This window comes from Dawidia soli, from assembly GCF_018598185.1.
Classification (GTDB): domain Bacteria; phylum Bacteroidota; class Bacteroidia; order Cytophagales; family Cyclobacteriaceae; genus Ohtaekwangia; species Ohtaekwangia soli.
Genome location: NZ_JAHESC010000034.1, coordinates 16,959 through 35,516, shown reverse-complemented (window position 1 = coordinate 35,516; position 18,558 = coordinate 16,959). Strand labels below are relative to the sequence as shown.

Annotated in this window: 18 protein-coding genes; 3 read left to right on the top strand and 15 right to left on the bottom strand. The window is 50.0% G+C overall.

All coding sequences use genetic code 11. From position 1 onward, the window contains the following. Positions 1 to 330: 330 nt before the first annotated feature. Together KK078_RS20775 and KK078_RS20770 are read right to left on the bottom strand one after the other, a co-directional pair. Positions 331 to 2,898 carry an ABC transporter permease gene (locus tag KK078_RS20775; RefSeq protein ID WP_254092236.1) on the bottom strand — a complete coding sequence of 856 codons (2,568 nt, stop codon included), beginning with the start codon at positions 2,896 to 2,898 and terminating at the stop codon, positions 331 to 333. Next, complete coding sequence (locus KK078_RS20770; protein WP_254092235.1) at positions 2,895 to 3,566, bottom strand: ABC transporter ATP-binding protein; 672 nt, start codon at positions 3,564 to 3,566, stop codon at positions 2,895 to 2,897. The genes KK078_RS20775 and KK078_RS20770 overlap by 4 nt, the downstream gene beginning before the upstream one ends. Positions 3,567 to 3,649: 83 nt before the next feature. Here KK078_RS20770 and KK078_RS20765 point away from each other — a divergent pair, with 83 nt between their 5' ends. Then, on the top strand, positions 3,650 to 4,264 hold the full coding sequence (locus tag KK078_RS20765; protein WP_254092234.1) for an arylesterase: 615 nt from the start codon (positions 3,650 to 3,652) through the stop codon (positions 4,262 to 4,264). 10 nt (positions 4,265 to 4,274) lie between these two features. Here the strand turns inward: KK078_RS20765 and KK078_RS20760 are convergent, their stop codons facing one another. Both KK078_RS20760 and KK078_RS20755 read right to left on the bottom strand, forming a co-directional pair. Beyond that, positions 4,275 to 5,057, bottom strand: a complete 783-nt coding sequence (locus tag KK078_RS20760; protein ID WP_254092233.1) for a hypothetical protein — start codon at positions 5,055 to 5,057, stop codon at positions 4,275 to 4,277. A gap of 257 nt (positions 5,058 to 5,314) precedes the next feature. Then, positions 5,315 to 7,825, bottom strand: coding sequence for a DUF3857 domain-containing protein (locus tag KK078_RS20755; protein ID WP_254092232.1), 2,511 nt, complete (start codon positions 7,823 to 7,825; stop codon positions 5,315 to 5,317). Between the two features lie 199 nt (positions 7,826 to 8,024). Between KK078_RS20755 and KK078_RS20750 the strand changes: the two genes are divergently transcribed. After that, a complete protein-coding gene (locus KK078_RS20750; RefSeq protein ID WP_254092231.1) occupies positions 8,025 to 8,630 on the top strand; it encodes a Crp/Fnr family transcriptional regulator in 606 nt (201 codons plus the stop codon). A gap of 38 nt (positions 8,631 to 8,668) precedes the next feature. Continuing rightward, positions 8,669 to 9,634: an NAD-dependent epimerase/dehydratase family protein gene (locus KK078_RS20745; protein ID WP_254092230.1), complete on the top strand. Its 966-nt coding sequence runs from the start codon at positions 8,669 to 8,671 to the stop codon at positions 9,632 to 9,634. Positions 9,635 to 9,820: 186 nt separating this feature from the next. Here the strand turns inward: KK078_RS20745 and KK078_RS20740 are convergent, their stop codons facing one another. From KK078_RS20740 to KK078_RS20690, 11 genes are all read right to left on the bottom strand, one after another. Further along, positions 9,821 to 10,321 (bottom strand): hypothetical protein, encoded by a 501-nt coding sequence (locus KK078_RS20740; protein ID WP_254092229.1) that lies wholly within the window; start codon positions 10,319 to 10,321, stop codon positions 9,821 to 9,823. Positions 10,322 to 10,379: 58 nt separating this feature from the next. Then, the gene (locus KK078_RS20735; protein ID WP_254092228.1) at positions 10,380 to 10,931 is read right to left on the bottom strand and encodes a hypothetical protein; all 552 of its coding nucleotides are present in this window, start codon (positions 10,929 to 10,931) and stop codon (positions 10,380 to 10,382) included. 101 nt (positions 10,932 to 11,032) lie between these two features. Then, positions 11,033 to 11,719: a HEAT repeat domain-containing protein gene (locus tag KK078_RS20730; protein WP_254092227.1), complete on the bottom strand. Its 687-nt coding sequence runs from the start codon at positions 11,717 to 11,719 to the stop codon at positions 11,033 to 11,035. Between the two features lie 7 nt (positions 11,720 to 11,726). Then, positions 11,727 to 11,981 (bottom strand): hypothetical protein, encoded by a 255-nt coding sequence (locus tag KK078_RS20725; protein WP_254092226.1) that lies wholly within the window; start codon positions 11,979 to 11,981, stop codon positions 11,727 to 11,729. Positions 11,982 to 12,345: 364 nt separating this feature from the next. Further along, on the bottom strand, positions 12,346 to 12,669 hold the full coding sequence (locus KK078_RS20720; RefSeq protein ID WP_254092225.1) for an RHS repeat-associated core domain-containing protein: 324 nt from the start codon (positions 12,667 to 12,669) through the stop codon (positions 12,346 to 12,348). Continuing rightward, positions 12,605 to 12,952: a LamG domain-containing protein gene (locus KK078_RS30860; RefSeq protein WP_394370581.1), complete on the bottom strand. Its 348-nt coding sequence runs from the start codon at positions 12,950 to 12,952 to the stop codon at positions 12,605 to 12,607. Before KK078_RS30860 ends, KK078_RS20720 begins: the two co-directional genes overlap by 65 nt. Positions 12,953 to 13,225: 273 nt before the next feature. Continuing rightward, the gene (locus tag KK078_RS20710) at positions 13,226 to 13,519 is read right to left on the bottom strand and encodes a hypothetical protein (RefSeq protein WP_254092223.1); all 294 of its coding nucleotides are present in this window, start codon (positions 13,517 to 13,519) and stop codon (positions 13,226 to 13,228) included. A 345-nt stretch (positions 13,520 to 13,864) separates the two neighbouring features. Further along, the gene (locus KK078_RS20705) at positions 13,865 to 14,161 is read right to left on the bottom strand and encodes a hypothetical protein (RefSeq protein ID WP_254092222.1); all 297 of its coding nucleotides are present in this window, start codon (positions 14,159 to 14,161) and stop codon (positions 13,865 to 13,867) included. Then, positions 14,136 to 14,732, bottom strand: coding sequence for an imm11 family protein (locus tag KK078_RS20700; protein ID WP_254092221.1), 597 nt, complete (start codon positions 14,730 to 14,732; stop codon positions 14,136 to 14,138). The genes KK078_RS20705 and KK078_RS20700 overlap by 26 nt, the downstream gene beginning before the upstream one ends. 1,080 nt (positions 14,733 to 15,812) lie before the next feature. Beyond that, positions 15,813 to 17,246 (bottom strand): LamG-like jellyroll fold domain-containing protein, encoded by a 1,434-nt coding sequence (locus tag KK078_RS20695; protein WP_254092269.1) that lies wholly within the window; start codon positions 17,244 to 17,246, stop codon positions 15,813 to 15,815. 143 nt (positions 17,247 to 17,389) lie between these two features. Continuing rightward, positions 17,390 to 18,085, bottom strand: a complete 696-nt coding sequence (locus tag KK078_RS20690; RefSeq protein WP_254092220.1) for a PQQ-binding-like beta-propeller repeat protein — start codon at positions 18,083 to 18,085, stop codon at positions 17,390 to 17,392. Between the last annotated feature and the right edge of the window lie 473 nt (positions 18,086 to 18,558).

The window sequence follows — 18,558 nt, the reverse complement described above, 5'->3', positions numbered from 1 at the left end:
CCCGGGCTATTATATCTCGCCCCTTCAGGGCTGACCGGAATGAAGAACAAATTAACGTACTCTTGGGATTAATTAAAAAGCACCCGATTTCGCGTATAGGCAAACACAGCCCTGTAGGGGCGCAACATACTAGCCCAGGCTGAAGGCCTGGGGTAAAGGTATACGGAAAGGCAAAGCCCTGTAAGGGCGCAACAACAATTCCAGGCAAAGCCCGTGCGTGATTGTTACGCCCTTCAGGGCTTTTGTGTTCGGCTCCTGGTTCAGGTCTTCCGACCAACGGAAGGGCTAAAACAGCGTAAGCGTGCTCGCTCTCACACTCACACTGACTCACTACCCCTCTCCCCGCAATATCTGCAACGGCGGAGCACTAATCACATCACGCGAGTTCCACCATCCGATAACCATCGTCAGCAGGATCACCCCACCACCGATCAATAACAGCTCCATCCAATCAAAAGCAAACGTGATCTCAAAGAAGAACTTCGTCAACAACCAGCCGCCGCCCAGCGACAGGACCATGCCCGTCAAGGCCGAGAACAGCCCCAGCCACGCATACTCGATCAACGTGATCATCGTGATCTGACGCGTGCGCGCCCCGATCGTGCGCAACAGCACATTCTCCTTCTTCCGTATAAACTTACTATTGATCACAGCGCCCGCCAGCACGATCAAGCCGGTCAGTATGCTGAACAAGGCCAGGAAGCGGATCACCAGTCCCAGATCGTTGAAGAGCTTGTTGATCGTGCCCAGGATCAGCTGCAGGTCGATCAGCGATACGTTGGGATACTGCTGCACCAGCTGCTGCTGAAAGCGACCGGCCTGTTGCCGGTCCGTGATGCGCGTCGAAGTAACGTAGATCTGCGGTGCATCCTCCAATACGCCCGTCGGAAACACAAAGATGAAGTTGGGTGGATCCTTCGGCCAGTCGATCTTGCGCACGCCGGCCAGGTATACCGTCATGGGAACACCCTGCATGTCAAACACCAGCGAGTCGCCCATCGTGATCGCCAGCCGTTCCGCCACATCTTCCGACACCGTCACCCACACCGAGTCCCGGCCCGCCTTCTTGTGCTGCACCTCTCCTTTCAACAGCTCCTCCGACCGTGTCAGCGTATCGCGATAGGTTATGCGGTACTCGCGCGTCAGCGCCCAGTTGGACCGTTGCCGCGTCGTATCGGCCGTCAGGCTCTCCACCGTCTTGCCCTTTACCTCGCGCAGGCGGCAGGTAATGATCGGCACCACCTGGTTGACCTTCAGCTGGTGATCCTGCATGAGCTGGATCACACCGTCCCGCTGCTCGCGTTGAATATCAAAGAGAATGGTATTCGATTGATTCTCCTGCCCGGTGAACTCCACCTGCGAGAGCATGCTCTCCTGGATCACGTTCAGCGTGGAGATGATAAGGGCGCCCAGCCCGATCGTGACCAGCAGCACCCGCGTCTGGTTATTCGGCCGGAACAAGCTCGACAGCGAATGCCGCAGCACAAAGCCCGCGTTCGTCGGGAAGAACCGCCGCACCGCCCAGAGCAACGCCAGGGCTACTCCGGTCAGCGCGAGCAACGCCCCCAGCAATCCCAGGAAAAAGAACGTACCCGTCAGCCAGCTCCGGGTCTGCCAGGCGGCAAACGCCAGCGGGAACAACCCGATCAGCGCCATCGCCACCAGCTGCGTCTTGGAACGCCGCGGCGCCGTACCCGGCTGCGCCCGCAGTACCGTCAGCGGCGGCACAAAGCGCACCGCGACCAGCGGCAACAAGGAGAATAAGAATGACACCAGCGTACCCAGCAACAACCCCAGGATCAGCGGACTCCACGAAAAGGTAAAGCCTACCTCAAAGGGAATGATATCTTTCAACAGCAACGGCAACGCCTGCGTAATGCCGATGCCCAGCACCGAACCGATCACACTGCTGATCACCCCCAGCACAAAGATCTGGATAAAGTATATATTGAACGCCTGCCATCCCGACGAACCGATACACCGCAGCACCGCCACTTCCTCGCGCTTCTCGCCGGCATAGATGTGCACCGAGCTGGCCACACCGATGCAACCCAGGATCAGCGCCAAAAAGCCCAGCAACGAAAAGAACCGGTAGATGGACATAAAGCCTTCCCCCAGCCCTTCCTTCCGCGACTGCACCGTGTCAAACGAATATCCCCGTTGCTTTACGATAGGCCCCAGCGATTCTTCCAACTGTTTGGCACCGGCATCGTTCGCCGTTTTAAAATACCGTTTATAGGTCACCCGGCTGCCATACTGCACCAGGCCCGTGGAATCCAGCTCGCGCAGTGGGATATAGACCGACGGCGTAAACGTGCTCATCAATCCGCCGCCACCGGGGATCTCATCGACTACCCCCGCCACCGTAAAGACGCTGTTCCCCACCCGGATCGAATCACCCGAGCTCACCTCAAACTGCGTGGCGAGCGACGCATCCAGCATCGCATACCGCCCGCGTTGCAGCTGCGCGGCGGCATTCGCCGGTTGCGTCTCCACCTTCCCATAGAACGGAAAACCTTCGGTCAACGCCACCAGACGGATCAACCGCGACTCGTTCGACCGCATAAACAACACCATCGACGCCATGTCGGCTTCCGATGCCTGTGGTAATCCCGTCGAGTCGAACAACGCCTGCAGCTCGCTCCCGAATTTCTTATCACCGCTCACCGCAAAGTCGGCGCCCAGCAGTTCCTTCGCATTGCGATCGATGTCACCCTGCAACGTGCGATTTAAGGAGTCCAGCGCCACCACGGCCGTGATCCCGGTAATGAGCGAAGCCGCGAACAGAAAGAGGCGCGAGAAGTTATGCCGTGCATCGCGCCAGGCCATCGACCACACCCAGCGGTCGCGGAACACCGGCCGCACCGTGCGCTTCAGCTTGATATAATATTCCATCATACCACCATGCGCCCTCCCCGCATCTTGATCACCCGTTGCGTCATGGCCGCCAGCTCCAGGTTATGCGTCACCAGCACCAGCGTGGTGTTCTGTTCTTTGTTCATGCCGAAGAGCAGCGACGTCACATGCTGCGCATTCTCCTCGTCCAGGTTGCCCGTGGGCTCGTCGGCAAAGAGGATCTTCGGGTCGGTCATAAATGCCCGGGCGATCGCCACCCGCTGCTGCTCCCCACCCGAGAGCTGCGACGGGTAGTGGTTCAGGCGCTTGGACAGACCCACCCGGTCCAGCAAGGCCTTCGCTTTGGGCGCCACATTGCGCTCGCCGCGCAGCTCGAGGGGCACCATGACGTTCTCCAGGGCCGTCAGCGTCGACAGCAGCTGGAAGTTCTGGAACACAAACCCCACATACTGGTTGCGCAGGTAGGCGCGGTCGTCTTCGCTCATGGCACTTAACTTAAAGTCCATCAGCGAGATGGTCCCCGACGTGGCCACGTCCAGGCCGGCGCATAGCCCCAACAGGGTGGTTTTGCCGCTGCCCGACGGGCCAATGATGGCCAGGGAATCGCCCTGCTCCACGGAAAAGGATACGTCGTCTAATACGGTGAGGAAATTTTCGGCGGTGCGGTAAGTCTTTGTCAGATTTTCGGCCCGGAGCACTACGTTCGGCATAGTTTTGAATATCGATTAGTAGCAATTACGCGTTAAACGTTTAAAATTGTTTCAGAATCCTTAAAAACGTCAAGATTCACCATATGGTCGGAAGAATTGCCCTGTTTATTTCATGCCTCCTGTTATTTCAGGCCACCACGGCCCCGGTAACGATCCTGTTCTACGGCGACAGCCTCACCGCCGGCCACGGCCTCAACTCCCCCGACCAGGCCTTCCCCACCCTGGTGGAGAAAAAGCTCACCGCCCAGGGCAAACAGGTCAAAGTCATCAACGCCGGCCTCAGCGGCGAAACCTCCGCCGGCGGCCTCTCCCGCCTCGACTGGGTCCTGCGCCAACCCGTTGACATCTTCATCCTGGAGCTCGGCGCCAACGACGGCCTCCGCGGCCTCCCCCTCGACCAAACCCGCAAAAACCTGCAAGCCATCATCGACAAGGTCAAAGCCAAGAACCCAGACGTCAAGCTGGTCATCGCCGGCATGATGGTGCCCCCGAACCTGGGCGCCGACTACGGCACCAGCTTCCAAAAGATCTTCCCGGAGCTGGCCAAGAAAAATAATGCGTCATTAATACCCTTTTTGCTACAGGGCGTAGCGGGTGATGAGAAACTGAATATTTCCGACGGGATTCATCCGAATCCCGCCGGGCATAAGATTCTGGCAGATAATGTATTGAAGGTAGTTGGGCCGTTAGTTAAATAACGCCCGGATACTATTCAAAATCCTTTGAATCCATAAACTTTACAGAAACCAGCGAGTCATAGGCAAAACAATATTTTACGGTATCGAACGGATGCTCCGGCTTTCCTCTTCTAACAGAGTACTTTATCAACCCTCGATCATCAAAGTAATCAATAGTGTTTAAAACTCCCCCCCAGTAAAAATCGATTCTCACAAGAATACCATCATTATACGAATACGACCACCTTTTTACGTAGCCCTCATCTCCCAACAGAAAAGTATCTCGTTTTTCGATTAATTTACCATCCTCATACGAGTATTTCGTTATCGTATGATTTAAAGTTGTGTCGATTTTCTCTGTTATTTTACCAGAATCATCCAATCGAAAGAGAAGCCAATATACATCCCTCTCATACAAGCTATCCAATTTATTATCCCAATCTATAGCCGACATTAAACGCATCTTCTCTACATAGAATTTATCCATTGTATCATACGAACAGATATAATATGCAGGAAATTCACCAAGATCCGCTTGTCGTATCACCCTGTGATGCTCATCCCATTCTTTCAGCAATTGGATGCGTCCAAATGACGAAACCCGAATACAGTTTCCATAAGAATCAAAAAAAATCGTATCAATTATACCTCTCCCCATATCGGCTACCATATATTTCACGCCCTTACCCCAAAAGGAACTTTCATATGGATCAATCGAACATAGATTAATGGTTTTGTTTCCATCTTTTTCGCAAGCAGACAATAACAAAACCACGCAAAACAAACAATATTTTAGTCTTATTAATACCGGCATTTCAGTCGTTTTTGTATCTATCTTTCACTGATGGTGATGAGTATCGCTCGTTCATCCTACGAATATATTTCTGATTGTACTCCACTTTAAAGAGGTGCTTATATTGGTAATTGATGTACTCTCGCTGTAGTTTATTTCCATCAGCCATTACACCATCGTCTTCATGAGCCTTCCCTGCCTTGCTACTATGCCCTGCACCGTGATTGATAAACCGTGCACAAAATCATCCCGCTTGTATTCCTGCCGCGATCCCATGATCATTCTCCGCGCGCGGGGACGACAAACGTGCGCTTCACCTGGCTGGAGGACCTGAAATACCCGATCCAGATACCCGCCAGCAGCAGCACAAATATGAGCGATCCGGGCGACCATCCGCCGCCATTGGCATCCTCCGTAAACATTGCGATCGCCGTGAGCAACGGCATGCCCACCAGTGCGCCAAAGAACACCGACGTTACGCGGGGCGTCGACGACCGGCCTTGCTGGAACAGCGCAATCGACATCACACCAACCGGCACCAGTACCGCGCCATATACCTGGTACACCGCATACAGCACAGCGCTCCCATACTGCCCCGCCATCAGCTCGGGGAGCCAAAGGTTGCCTGAGAACAGGTATGGATTGGAGATCACCTCTACGATCAGCATAAAAAGCGTGAGGACCAGCCCATACCGTGCGTAGACCAGGTTGCCGTCGATCGGGCGCGCCCACTCGGGCGAATGATCGGGCACGGGATCATACCGGCGATAGATCCATACCGACAGCAACACCGAGATCGCCACTGCCATGGCCAGCCACGCCATTCCCGCGGCGGTAGGCGACGACATGGACTGACCTGCAAAATCCGTATCGTATGTCAGGCTATACCACAGGTTGTCGCGCATGGCATTATGATCATCGATATACTGCTGATAGAGATCGACGGGAACGGACGCGTCCTTGGTCTCATAGTGTGTTGTGATCATGACCTTCCGGTCCACATACCGGCGGGAGTACTCGTAGGCATATTGGTCGCGGTCGATGCGCTGGTCTTTGTCTTCGATAGTCCAGTCCTCCGGCACGTTGATCACGATCGTGTGCGTATAGTTCAACGGATACGTCAACCGGAACGGGGCGGTACGTTTGGCGAACTTCGACACGCTGATCCGGCTATCGATGGACTGCGCCGACACGTCGCACATCAGCGTCTTCGGATCCTTCTCGTCCGGTTTCCAGAACGTCGGGATCGTATAATACTCATCGATCACCACGATGTTGCTATCGCGCTGATCGGTAAACCGCAGGGGCTGACGCACCTCGATATCCGGATATGTGTCGCCGTAGAATTTCAAATACCGCTTCTGGATCTCCTCCCGGCTGTTGCCGTAAAACTGCGACCGGACGTCGTCGGCCTCACCGCCGATACAGACCGTCCGGACGGTAAGATTCGCCGCGCCGCCGATGCTGTCGATGTCGACGGTCTGCGTTTCCGTGATCGCATAGGGCTGCGGCGTATCCAGCGACACGAAGTCACGGCTCCGGCCATCGATCACAAGGCCCTTGCCATACCGGGGAAAGTAATGCCGCCCGGACATACCACCCTGGCCGCTGATCGTCGCATCGATGTAAAACGTAGAATCGTTCAGCTTGACTTGCGCCACACAGTGGTCGAATGCATAAAGGGATGGCGCCGACTCCGACACATGCGCACGATCCGACGTATGGACCAACATCGGGTACGCCTCGATGCCGCGGGCGTTCAGCAGTGTCGTTAGCAGAAGCGCCTTGTCCTTGCAATCGCCGAAACGTTGATTGTATACATCCAGCGGAGCGTGGGGCTTATGCGAGTTCAATCCGGTTTCAAAGCCCAGGTAGCGCACTTCGTCCTGCACAAACCGGATCACTTCCTCTGCGTATGCTTCGGGGGTTGTCGCGCTGAATTGCCCGGCGGCCATGGCGATCAGCTTCTTCCGGTCGGCCTCCTGTACCGTATACAGCGGCCGTGCCCAGTCCGCCACCTGGCCCCAGTCGGCAAAGGTGGTCATCGTCACCGACGAAAACGCCGAGTACCACGACGGCACTTGCTCGTCCGTTACCAGCCCCGGCACCTTGGTAACGGACCAGGTATATGTACGCTGACCGGCCTGGTCGGCAATAACCGGCTTCTGTTCCGTGTTGGTATATTTCAGGTATACGGGCAATGTCGTCGGAACGACAACGCGCTGAAAAATAGACTCGGTGCCCGAGCTGTAATTCAAGGAGATATACCAGGTGTTATGTCCCCGGTTGACGGGGTTTTCGCCCTTCCGGCTGTAGGCATATTCGATGATGTCACCCACCCGCACGTCGTTCAGGTTGATGACCGCGGTGAGGCTGCCGTCGTAGATAAACCGGTCCATGCTTTGCTCACGCTGAATGGTGCGGATCGTCTTCTGCATCTGGTCGATCACCTGCCCGTTGCGGTGAATGCGCAGCGTGTGCACCGCTAGTTGCTGATACGCCGGATCGAACGACACGCTGATGTCCGACATCGCCTGCAGGCCCTCGCTCGTCAGGATCTTATACGCATAATGCCGGTAGCCTTCCTCCTGCTGCGCATGGTCCTGCTGGTCCACCAACAGAAAATAATACCCGATTCCCTGTCCGTACGCCGGCATGCCCGCAGCATCAAAAGGTCGTGGCTCCACCCAACGGCTGGGCGGCCGCACCGCAACTTTCGCAGACTGGGCCAACAAGCCGGCTATGGGAACAAAAAACAGGCAGAACAGACCAAAAAAGGACTTTTTCATATCAGGCAGGCGCAAAGCAGGTTAGCAAAACTGCGCGTAACAAAGATATACCGCCGGCAATCACCGCGCCTGGAAAAATGCCGGTATTATTACATGGCGCAGAAAAGTCCAAACGCTTCTTCGTGAAGCGTATCGGTGATCGTCCCTCGGACGTCAAAGTAGGAAGTCGCCGGCGTTTACTAAATTACAGGCTGCTTCCATGAAAGAACAGAAACTACTTTCCTATCTCGGCAAATTCTGCCCCTTGAACGAGGCATCCATTTCTATACTCCGCGATTCGCTGCAGTTTGAAACATACGCGCGCGGACAAACGCTTTGGAACGCCGGTGAAAAGCCAGAAGAAAAATACTTCCTCCTGGAGGGCCTGATCCGGCTATATTCGTACAACGAAGACGGTGATGACATCACCGTGCACTTCTCCGACGCCGGAAATTTCCTGGCCGACCTCGACAGCTTCAACAGCGACATCCCGTCATTGGTCACCGCCGTGGCGGAGCGCGACACGGAAGTGATCGCCTTTCACAAACCCACGCTGGAGCGGCTCGCCCGCGAAATACCGGAATGGAGCGGGCTCCTCGCCCGGATCACCGAGAAGGCCCTGTTCGACAAAGTAAAGATCCGGTCCGACCTGTTCCAGCGCGAAGCCCGGGACCGGTACCTGTCGTTTCTTACATACTTTCCAAATGTTGCCAACCACGTCAAAGCCGCCCACGTTGCCTCCTTCCTGGGAATCTCGCAGTACACCCTGAGCCACATCAAAAAAGAGCTCCTGCACTCCGACTTTTTGCGAAATAGCAAAAATTAGTCTCCGCCAACCCCGCTCCTTTGCAGAAAACAAAGGACATGAAAAGAGTATTTGTAACCGGCGGATCAGGCTTCGTGGGGCGGAATCTTATCCAAAAACTAACGTCGGAAAACGTCGAAGTATTCGCCCTGAGCCGCTCACCCGAATCGGACCAAAAGATCATACAAGCAGGTGCCACCCCCGTCCGCGGCGACATCCACAGCGTCGCTGTACTCAATGGCGCATTAGCCGGTATCGACACCGTTTTCCACCTGGCCGCCGCCGTCGACTTCTGGAAGTCGCGCAAGCACCTGTGGCCCGACCACGTAGGCGGCACGACGGTCTTACTGGACGCCGCCCGGAAAAACAACGTATCCAACTTCGTCTACCTCGGGGCCGCCTCCGTCATTATGAACGGCAAGCCTATTCTGCACGGCGATGAGAACACCCATTCCGACAACCTCATCGACGGCTATTCACAAACCAAGCTCGAAGCCGAGCAGCGGGTATTAAAAGCAAACAGCTCCACGCTCCGCACCATCTCCGTTCGCCCGCCGCTGATCTGGGGCAAAGGCGACACCTCTGCCCTGCCGCAGATCAAAGCCGCGGCTGAAAAAGGAAACCTCGCGTTTATCGACGGCGGCACCCACCCGATCGTTACCTGCCACGTAGCAAACGTCTGCCATGCCCTGACGCTGGCCGCCAGGGCTGACGTTGGCGGCGAAGCCTTCTTCATCACCGACGGTGAAAAGCTTCCGTTCCGCCAGTTCATCACGGACATCTTGAAAACTCAAAACATGGAGGCGCCCAACAGAACGGTATCCCTGGGCATGGCCCGCACCATGGCCCGTATCTTTGCATTCATCTGGACTACGTTCGGGCTGAAAAGCACACCGCCGCTCTTTCCCGGCATGGTCAATACGCTTGGGCTACCGTTTATTGTTTCGGATGTTAAGGCAAAAAAGCTATTGGGTTATCGGCCAATAGTTTCGGTCAAGGAAGGACTCGAGGACATGTCGCGCTGAATATGGAATCACTGGTTCTTTCACTTTGTACGTTTTATTGTCAGATATGATCGCCAACCTTTAAGATTCTCTCTTCTCTTCTACAACCCTTCCAGCCAATGGAGACTTCATAATTTAGTTACGACGATGATATGGATGAAGAACTGCGAGAGACGGCTAAGGTTGACAGGCTTAAAGAAAATCTGACTATTGATTTCCCGATTGGTTAAAAAAACGCCTTATATGCGACTGTATTACCAGGATGCCAAATACAAAGGCAATAAAAAGAAGAAAAATTATCTCTACTCTCAGCTTTTTATTTTCCGAGTAGTCTTGATTGATCGCGAAAGCGGTAGATATGAAGTATATTATATAGAAGAATGAGGCTACAAACAAAAATGCGAAGCTTAGGCCCAGTATTGGATCTATATATACATCCTTTAGGACAGACGAGGCCGCTACCGCCAAAACACCATAAAAACAACAGATAATAAAAGGCACATCTGATTTCTGCTCATCCTCTGGCAAATTGTCGTTCAAAGCTGTTCCCGACAGCATAAACCATCCGAATACACCAACTGCTAATAGAATCGATAAAGCGCTCTTCCAAATACCTTGATCATTCGGGATGCTGCTGTATGAAATTATTACAACCCACCAAACAAAAAATATTTGCCAGCCTTCCACAGATACGACAATCTTTTTCATTCTTCCCATATTATCCTTAAACCACTTTACGTCCTTCATTCCTTCAAAGCGACAACTACTACTCGCCTTCTACTTCGTCGTCCATATCGCGGTTATACCGCTGCATGGCTTCGCCCACCTTCTCCATCTCCAGTAACGCGAGTGCCTCTTCATGTCCGGCCATACGCCCACGTAGATAGTCTATATCGACACGCTCGACAACGCCTCCACGCTCGATCTGCATGTATGCCACGTGACGCGGTGAACGGTCGGGATACGGCGAATAACCCTGGATGGCGCCGGTCACCACGCGAAATACCCAGTTATTTCCGTAGGGCAAGCCTACCAGCTTCTCATCTCCATAAACGCGGCTCATACGCACAGTGCTGTCGGGTTTGATAATCTTGAAATTACGGTTGTTGCCTACGATAAAAACATCGCCAATCTCGTACTTCTCGATCCGCCCTTCGCGCACAATGACGTCACCGTTCCTGAGTTCGATTTCATACTGATACCGCCCTGCACCCGGCATGCGCTTGTTAGCGGACCGTCGCGTCGTACCCATGGTATTGAACTGTTGCATCCGATGCATCGTCTCCATGTTGGACTGCTCGACCATGTTTCTTTGCATTTGCTGAACAGCTTGCAGTGCCCCGGGGGGCTGTGCCTGAACATGATATGCGATCAGAAGAATAATAACTATTCCAAAATATTTTGTCATGACAAATTGCTTTATCCGATTCTTTTTAACGCCTCTAAAATCACTTTCTTTCGACTGGATTTAGTTTTAGGCAGTAAGTCCAAAAGCAAGCCCTTTGCCTTTTTTGACCTAATTCCTCCCAACGCCCTTACCGCCGCTTCCAGAAGCTGATCTTCTTCATTCAATAATTTCATTAAAATAGATTCAATGCGATCTGAATCTCCTTTTACTCGTCCAAGCGCTGCCACAAACATAAACCGCGACGGTCCATTCTTTCTGTCTTCTACTATCTGCAAAATTGCTTCCACGTCTGTGCTTGTAAATGTAACATAAACCGCGTTTCCGATCGCCGACCTGTAACTATCCTTATCAAGAGGAGTCCGATAATATTCTTCGATCAAGCGCGGTGCAGCGACACCAATCGCTTCCTTTACAGCCAATGCTCGAACTATACCTTCTTTATTGCGATAGTGAAAATTATTAGAAAGATACCTAATCAAAACAGGAATAGCTTGAGGGTAAGGCTCTTTCGTGTTTACCAAATCCCAAATACCCTTGCATAGAACACCCACGCTTCGAAGATCACCAAGCAATTCGCTCACCTCTTCTCGAAGCTCATTCACGAATTCATCACGAAATCTTTCCAATTGCTGCATTTCATCTCTTGTCTTAATTGGATTATGCAACAATTCAATATATTCTAACTCAACACTACTCATTTTTAACTTACTTAAAGTCCCGGCTAATATTCGCGATCTTCTCAAACTTTACACCGGTGAGCTTAGCTGATTGCAGAGCGTTCTTCATTTCCCAAAACATCCCCGGCACACCAAACAGTGCCAATCCCTCCACTTTGGCAATCGAATAGTAAGGAAGAATCATAATATTGCTACCTTCGACAAATTTTGTTTTTACACTATCCAGAACATCGTTTTGATCCCCAAGACGTGACAAATGATACTTTGGCAAAACAACAGTCAATACTATGGCGTTTTGATCTGCTTTAATAATTTATCAGAACCCCAATATTTCATAAACAACTTCCTCACTTAGGTTTACCAACAAGATAGAACATAATTCTCTATGGTTAGAGACTCCTAAAATGCAGTTTTTAGCAATAGGATACATATAAGAAGCTTATTCAGACCACAAAAAACACAAATTTTTATCGGACCGTAAAATTCAATAGGCTTTGAAATATCCAATTCACCTTCATCTTCAATACAACCCTCTAATCCCCATTCCCAGGTCTGTTCACTCAAGCTCGCTGCGGCACCAGAAGCGGCTCCTGCCCCAATTAGCAATGGAATCGACGCCCCTCCCGTCGCTATTGCCGAACCGACGATCAAATCAACGTGGCCCCCGCAATAGCTCCTGATACAGCTCCTTTCCAGACATTTTCACCCTTCCAGGCAGAAACACCTGCACCAACCAATGCCCCGATGATAGTCCCCGCCAATTCACCATTCGGATCCACAGAAACAACCGGGTTATTCCTCATGGCCAAATAAGGACTCCAATGCTGCCCCGCGGGGTCTGGCACCAACCACCGGCCGATGACAGGATCATACTCCCGCGACTCGAAATGACTCCACCCCGTCTCCTTATTCAACTCCGCAAGCTGCCCCTGGTAGGCATACCGGTACGACCGGTCCACCGGTCTCAGCACCTGGTCGATAGTCTTCGGTCGATGCCCCTGCCGCCAGCAGGCGGATCTCCGAATCGCTCAAAGCCTTGTCAAAGATATGAAGTTCATCGATAGCGCCATGCATCGGCAACACCACACCGGGCGCGGCATTCCGGGTCGCACCGATCAGGACGTCGTTCGCCGAGGGTCCCATGCTGAAACTCGTGATAGTGGTGTTATAGCCGCTCGCCACGCCGTCCACATAGAAACGGACCGATTTTCCATCTCCCACTACGGCTACGTGGTGCCAATTCAGGTCATTGATGGCGTAGTCGCTGCCCGCCCCGACGTTTATAGTGCCCGCGTCGCCCCTCGAACAATCGATCAGCAGAATGCTTCAGGTCGCACAACAGCTGGATGTGCAAAAAATCGCTCTACCCAAAATCGGCACCGGCTTAGGCCGTCTGACAGGAGTGACGTAAAACAGATTATCGACAATGCTTCAAAAGCGCATTCAACTATTGACCTTTTTGTCATCGAAAACTTCAGACAAAGTTCAGATTAACGATATCGTTCGTATACATTGGTAATGCCGAGTCTACACTTTAGCAATCAACATCTTCTCCAATCTTTTGAACAGATCATCTTTCTCCATTTCCTCCTGCGGCTCCAACATTACATTAAGAATTACATCCCTAACTTCATTGCTCCAAACAAAAACGTCCAACCACCCCGAGCTCCAAAAGTCAACAGTACCCGCGAAGACTTCGGAATTGAATTCAACTCTTGACAGGAACCCAAAATCTCCTTCTTCCTCAAAGGATTTATAAATCAACTCATACCCTTTCAGATTAGGCGACATATTACGCTTAAACCACTCTATGTTCTTCATTTAAATCATTCTCGTGACTAACATGGGTCAATTTTCGGTGATGCTAAAAACTCATATTCCTAGCAGAATACTAGCAATATCGAGCATTTTACTCTCCGCAGCCCATCAATTCCCTATCGTTTCCTCTACTTGATTGACGGATACCGATCAAACCATTCAACCCATAAATATCATTTGCCAATATGGCATCGATGTCATCAAAGGAATACGTTGCTGCATCGCCGTTATTAAAGAACAAAAAGTCATTCGCATCCGTGACAATCCTGATATAATATATTACATAACGTATCGTATCGTTTGTCTTCGCTGCCCCAATTTAATACTCTTAATTTCATTATCTAATAGTCATCCCAAGTCGTCTATGCGTGGATCCACCTCAACGGAAGAATATAGCTCATAATCAGGATCTTTTACTGATACGGCTTTATCGTTACCCTCAAATAAAACAGTCTCGCCATCAAAATCAACACTTAATTTGAATGACTTTTTCTCATTTAAATTCTCAATATTGAAATATAATTCCTGAAGAATTTCTTCCAGGGCAATTTTTACTATGCTTAGTATTTTAAACCCAGTCATATCAGATGCAGGTCGTCCAGTTTTAATAAACCTAGCATTAGCTAATATTCGCGATCTTCTCAAACTTTACACCGGTGAGCTTAGCTGATTGCAGAGCGTTCTTCATATTTTCGCTAACATAAATTGAAGCGGTAATTTCCCAAAACATCCCCGGCACACCAAACAGTGCCAATCCCTCCACTTTGGCAATCGAATAGTAAGGAAGAATCATAATATTGCTACCTTCAACAAATTTTGTTTTTATACTATCCAGAACATCGTTCTCTTCTGTGAAACGTAAAATATAATAAGTTCTTTTTTCATCGCCCCCATATACATTTGCTGCTATCCAATCGATCTTTTCAGCACTTGTAAGATTCTGCTCGATAACATTCCGCATTTTAGGCGACATTAGCGGCCAACGCAAGCTATTTAACAAATAGTCACGCCAAAGATCCAACCCGGTAAGATCATCACTTTTCACCAATCCCGACTTATTTGATTCAAGCTTTAAGAGCGAAAAATCAAAAGGAAGTTCAAATTTCCCGGCTAACAATGCAATGTTCTCATGCGCGACGGAATAAGCGTCAGGAGCAAATGCAGAAGCAACTGGATCCTTCCCTTTATACTTAAAATCTAATTCAAAATAATTCATATACATTATTGTCTACCATATTTATTCAACATACCGGGATTTGTAAGCAGGGGGTGTATAACAAGTTGATCATATACTTCAAGAAATTTAAATTTGTCTCCCCGGCAATCGCGTCCGCCGCCTTCATTCCTCGCTCAACAAATTCATGATAGACTTTCGGATGCTTTGAAAAATGCGAAGTTACTGAATCGAAATTTTATTCCATTCCTAATCTAACTTCAGTCCATATGGAAAAGCAAGTATTCCGGTCTGGATGTCCAGCACCTTAAGAAGGATTTGGAAGCGGAGTTGTCGCAGTACAAAAAGATCGTCACAGAGCAAACCTGGCAGATCCATATACTAAAGGATGTGATCGAAAAAAAGCTCTAAGGCCTGCCGAAAAGCGTGAGTTGATGAGGTATATCAATGAAGAACACAAGGGGACAGCATCTTTGGCATTATACTTAAAATCTAATCCAAAAAAATTTCATAATAACTAAACCAAGTCACTTACAAGGAAGCCGCTTCGTTCTCAATATTATTGTTTTTATACCAGCTACTGATGATCTCCCTGCCTTCTTTAGCCCTGTCGGCTTTTTCCAACCACCGCCAAAGGCAGTGGCACAAATAACATTTATTTATCGATTACCCGCCGTTACTATGAAAGATAAAGAGCATCATCACAGTAAAAAAGCTAGAGCCCGCAGTAATCAAAATGTAATTACGCGCTAACCTCCCTCCGCTATATGGATACTCCTTAATAATTTTTTTATAACGATCTCCATAAAAAATAAAAAAATAATTAATCACGCAACAAATCAATGTAAACTGAATAAAAAAAGCAGCAGCACTATTCAACCGGGTCCCCGACATATAGGAGAACCGCAGCAAGAAAGTATTGATGCCAAATAACTTAGGAAAAGAAAACAAGGTCCATAAGTTCAGTGAATTCAACCAGGTCATAATTATAAAACCCTGGAATTTCCAGTTCTGCATATCTGGTCTATTTTTGGCGCGACTTACTAAAAAATCAGTCCAGATCAAGTAATATAGTCTCATAATTTATGATCTCTCCCTAATACACTATTGCTATAAATACCACTATCTAAACCACTTATGATTGTCTGTACCATACCACTTGCTTGGTCCCCAATACGTTCCAATGTCATACCATAATCTTCCCCAACCATACAAAGCTCCAACTTGCCCCAATGCAGCAGGTGCCGTAGCAAGTCCTAAATATTCCAAACCTGCAGTGATCGCCCCTGCCGTTCCCATGGCAGCATCTGCTGCATCTAAATAAGTACCGTTGCCTGTACCTATGTTATAATAGGCTATCCCTGTACCAATTACTCCGAGAGTGTTCCCCACACCTTTCACAACAGCTGATCTTGTAGCAAAAATCCTGGCACGTTGCGACCTAGCTGCGCCCGACAATAGAAAAATTGGTTTGACAATTCCTTTAGTGGTCAGGTAGGTCTCATGGTTATATGTAAAATTATCAAAATTATCAAAAGCACCCGAACCAGCATCAAACGCAAAAGTACCATTATTAATTGGATCTTGATCAGCCGCAGGGAAACGGGCAAGATTGCTCAGACTACTTGATCTAGCTCTGAACGCGACTCCAGACGAGCCGATAGCTGGCACTGAATTTTCTGGTAATGTTAATAATTCTCTTATCCCGCTGCGGGCATCATCTCCAAAATGTGCACCCGAACTAGTATTAAAGCCCCAAATCTCCCGACCGTTGTCCATGCCACTTTGGTAAATCTCACCTCGCAACCCAAATCCACTTCGCCACCAGGCACCTGCTCTTGAATACCCACCATTTGGATCCGTACGACTCACTGGGTTGTTACCCATGCCGACATAAGGGCTCCAATATTGTCCAAACGGATCTCTGGCGTGCCATCTACCTATTACCGCGTCATACTCCCGCAACTCAAAATGACTCCACCCCGTCTCCTTATCCAACTCCGCAAACTGCCCCTGGTAGGCATACCGGTACGACCGGTCCACCGGTTTCAGCACCTCGTCGATGTCTTCGGTCGATGCCCCTGCCGCCAGCAGGCGGATCTCCGAATCGCTCAAGGTCTTGTCAAAGATATGAACTTCGTCAATAGCGCCATGCATCGGCAGAATGATTGCCGTCGGCGTGTTCCGCGTAGCACCGATCAGGACATCGTATGACGACGCCCCCGTGCTGTAGGCGGTGAAGGCCGTTTTGTGCCCGTCAGGCACGCCGTCCAGGTAAAACCGAAACGAATGCCCGTCGCCCACTACGGCTACATGGTGCCAGTCGTGATCGTTGATGGCATAGTCGATTCCCGTACCGATATTCAGGATGCCTGCGGCGCCGGTCGACGAGCTGAAGCGAAGCGCATGCGTACCGTTTTCGCCTCCGAAGGTATCGTATGCAAACGTGAACCCTTTTCGGGAAGCCGTATTGGTGCTGCCGACAATAACGCTACGGACACTCAGGTCGCTCAGCTTGATAAACGCCGTGATCGTAAAAACGCCCGTGTTCTGAATGAACGAGAGGCTATCGGCTGAACCCGGTAGGGTAATATAATCGTCTGTTCCGTCAAAATTATACGCCTGGTTAACGTTGCCGTCTCTGTCTGTCGTCAGCGGTAGCGCCGGTAACCGTGCCGTTTAGTAAATCCAGAAACCATTCACTTCACTACATAAACGATACCCGCCGAAAATGCATTGGCCTTAGAAGACTCCTCCGTTAAATATTCCCCTTCGCCATTTTCATAAAATGGCTTTAATGCCTTCACATATCGATAGGCGGCCTTCACCGCACAGCGAGCATTAATCGGATAGAGTACCGACCCGCTCCAAAAATAGTTCGGTATAAACGTATTATTGGTTTGCGGAATGCCAGGGGCAACGCCTTTTTGAAAGTCTTGTGAAGAAGACAGCTCAAAACCCGCACAAAAACCACCGTCGAGGGCTACCGAAACAGACTTAAAGATCCGAGGATTAACACCCACGCCCAGGGGCACGGTAATGTAATCCAGTGTGATATCCATCGGAAAAACCAGGGAGGTATTTGTTAGCCCCCCACCGTGTCGGGTATATCCAACACCACTTTTAATGTACACAAAACTAAACAACTTTTTATAGACCGTAAGATCCGCCATGACGGCCTTCCGAGATAACCACTCCGGGGCCCGCTTATACTGAGATCCATACCACCTCTGGGCAAAGTCAGCATACGACCCAAAAATCCTGCTTTCGCTATACCCAACATCGAAACCTACGCTCCATTTACGCGCCAGCGGCCCAACGTTGTCTTGCGACCAGGCCGAGGTTACGGTTAAAAAAAATAACGCTACGAGCTTAATACTTACCAATTGACGCATTCTGCTAATTCGTTTTTTAAATTGAAAAACAATCTCTCTACCGTGAGTTCAATAAAATCTTCCCCGGATCAATGATCATGGGGTGCGCCTCTCCCCTCATGCGCTAACGCAGATATACGAAAAATAACAGACTCCCTTTGATGTTCCCATATCGTCGTATGTCTCTTTATTTATTTCATCATAATTACCCTCGCGACGTCCTCTCCAGCTTTTTAGCACTCCAAATGGAAACGGATTATAAGGAAAACCTTTCACCGAATACCTTGCAAATTTACCATATCCACCTCACCATTGATTTTCTGACATCATTCACATACCATGCGTCTATGACAAGGAATTCTGTATTCAAACTCAACAACAAATCCTCTCCCTTTGAAGAAACATTATTTATATTACTGGTTTCTAACCAATTCGCTTTAAGGCCGCTGAAATTACTTTATTTAAAGAAGTCCGAGATTTAGGTAATAATTCCA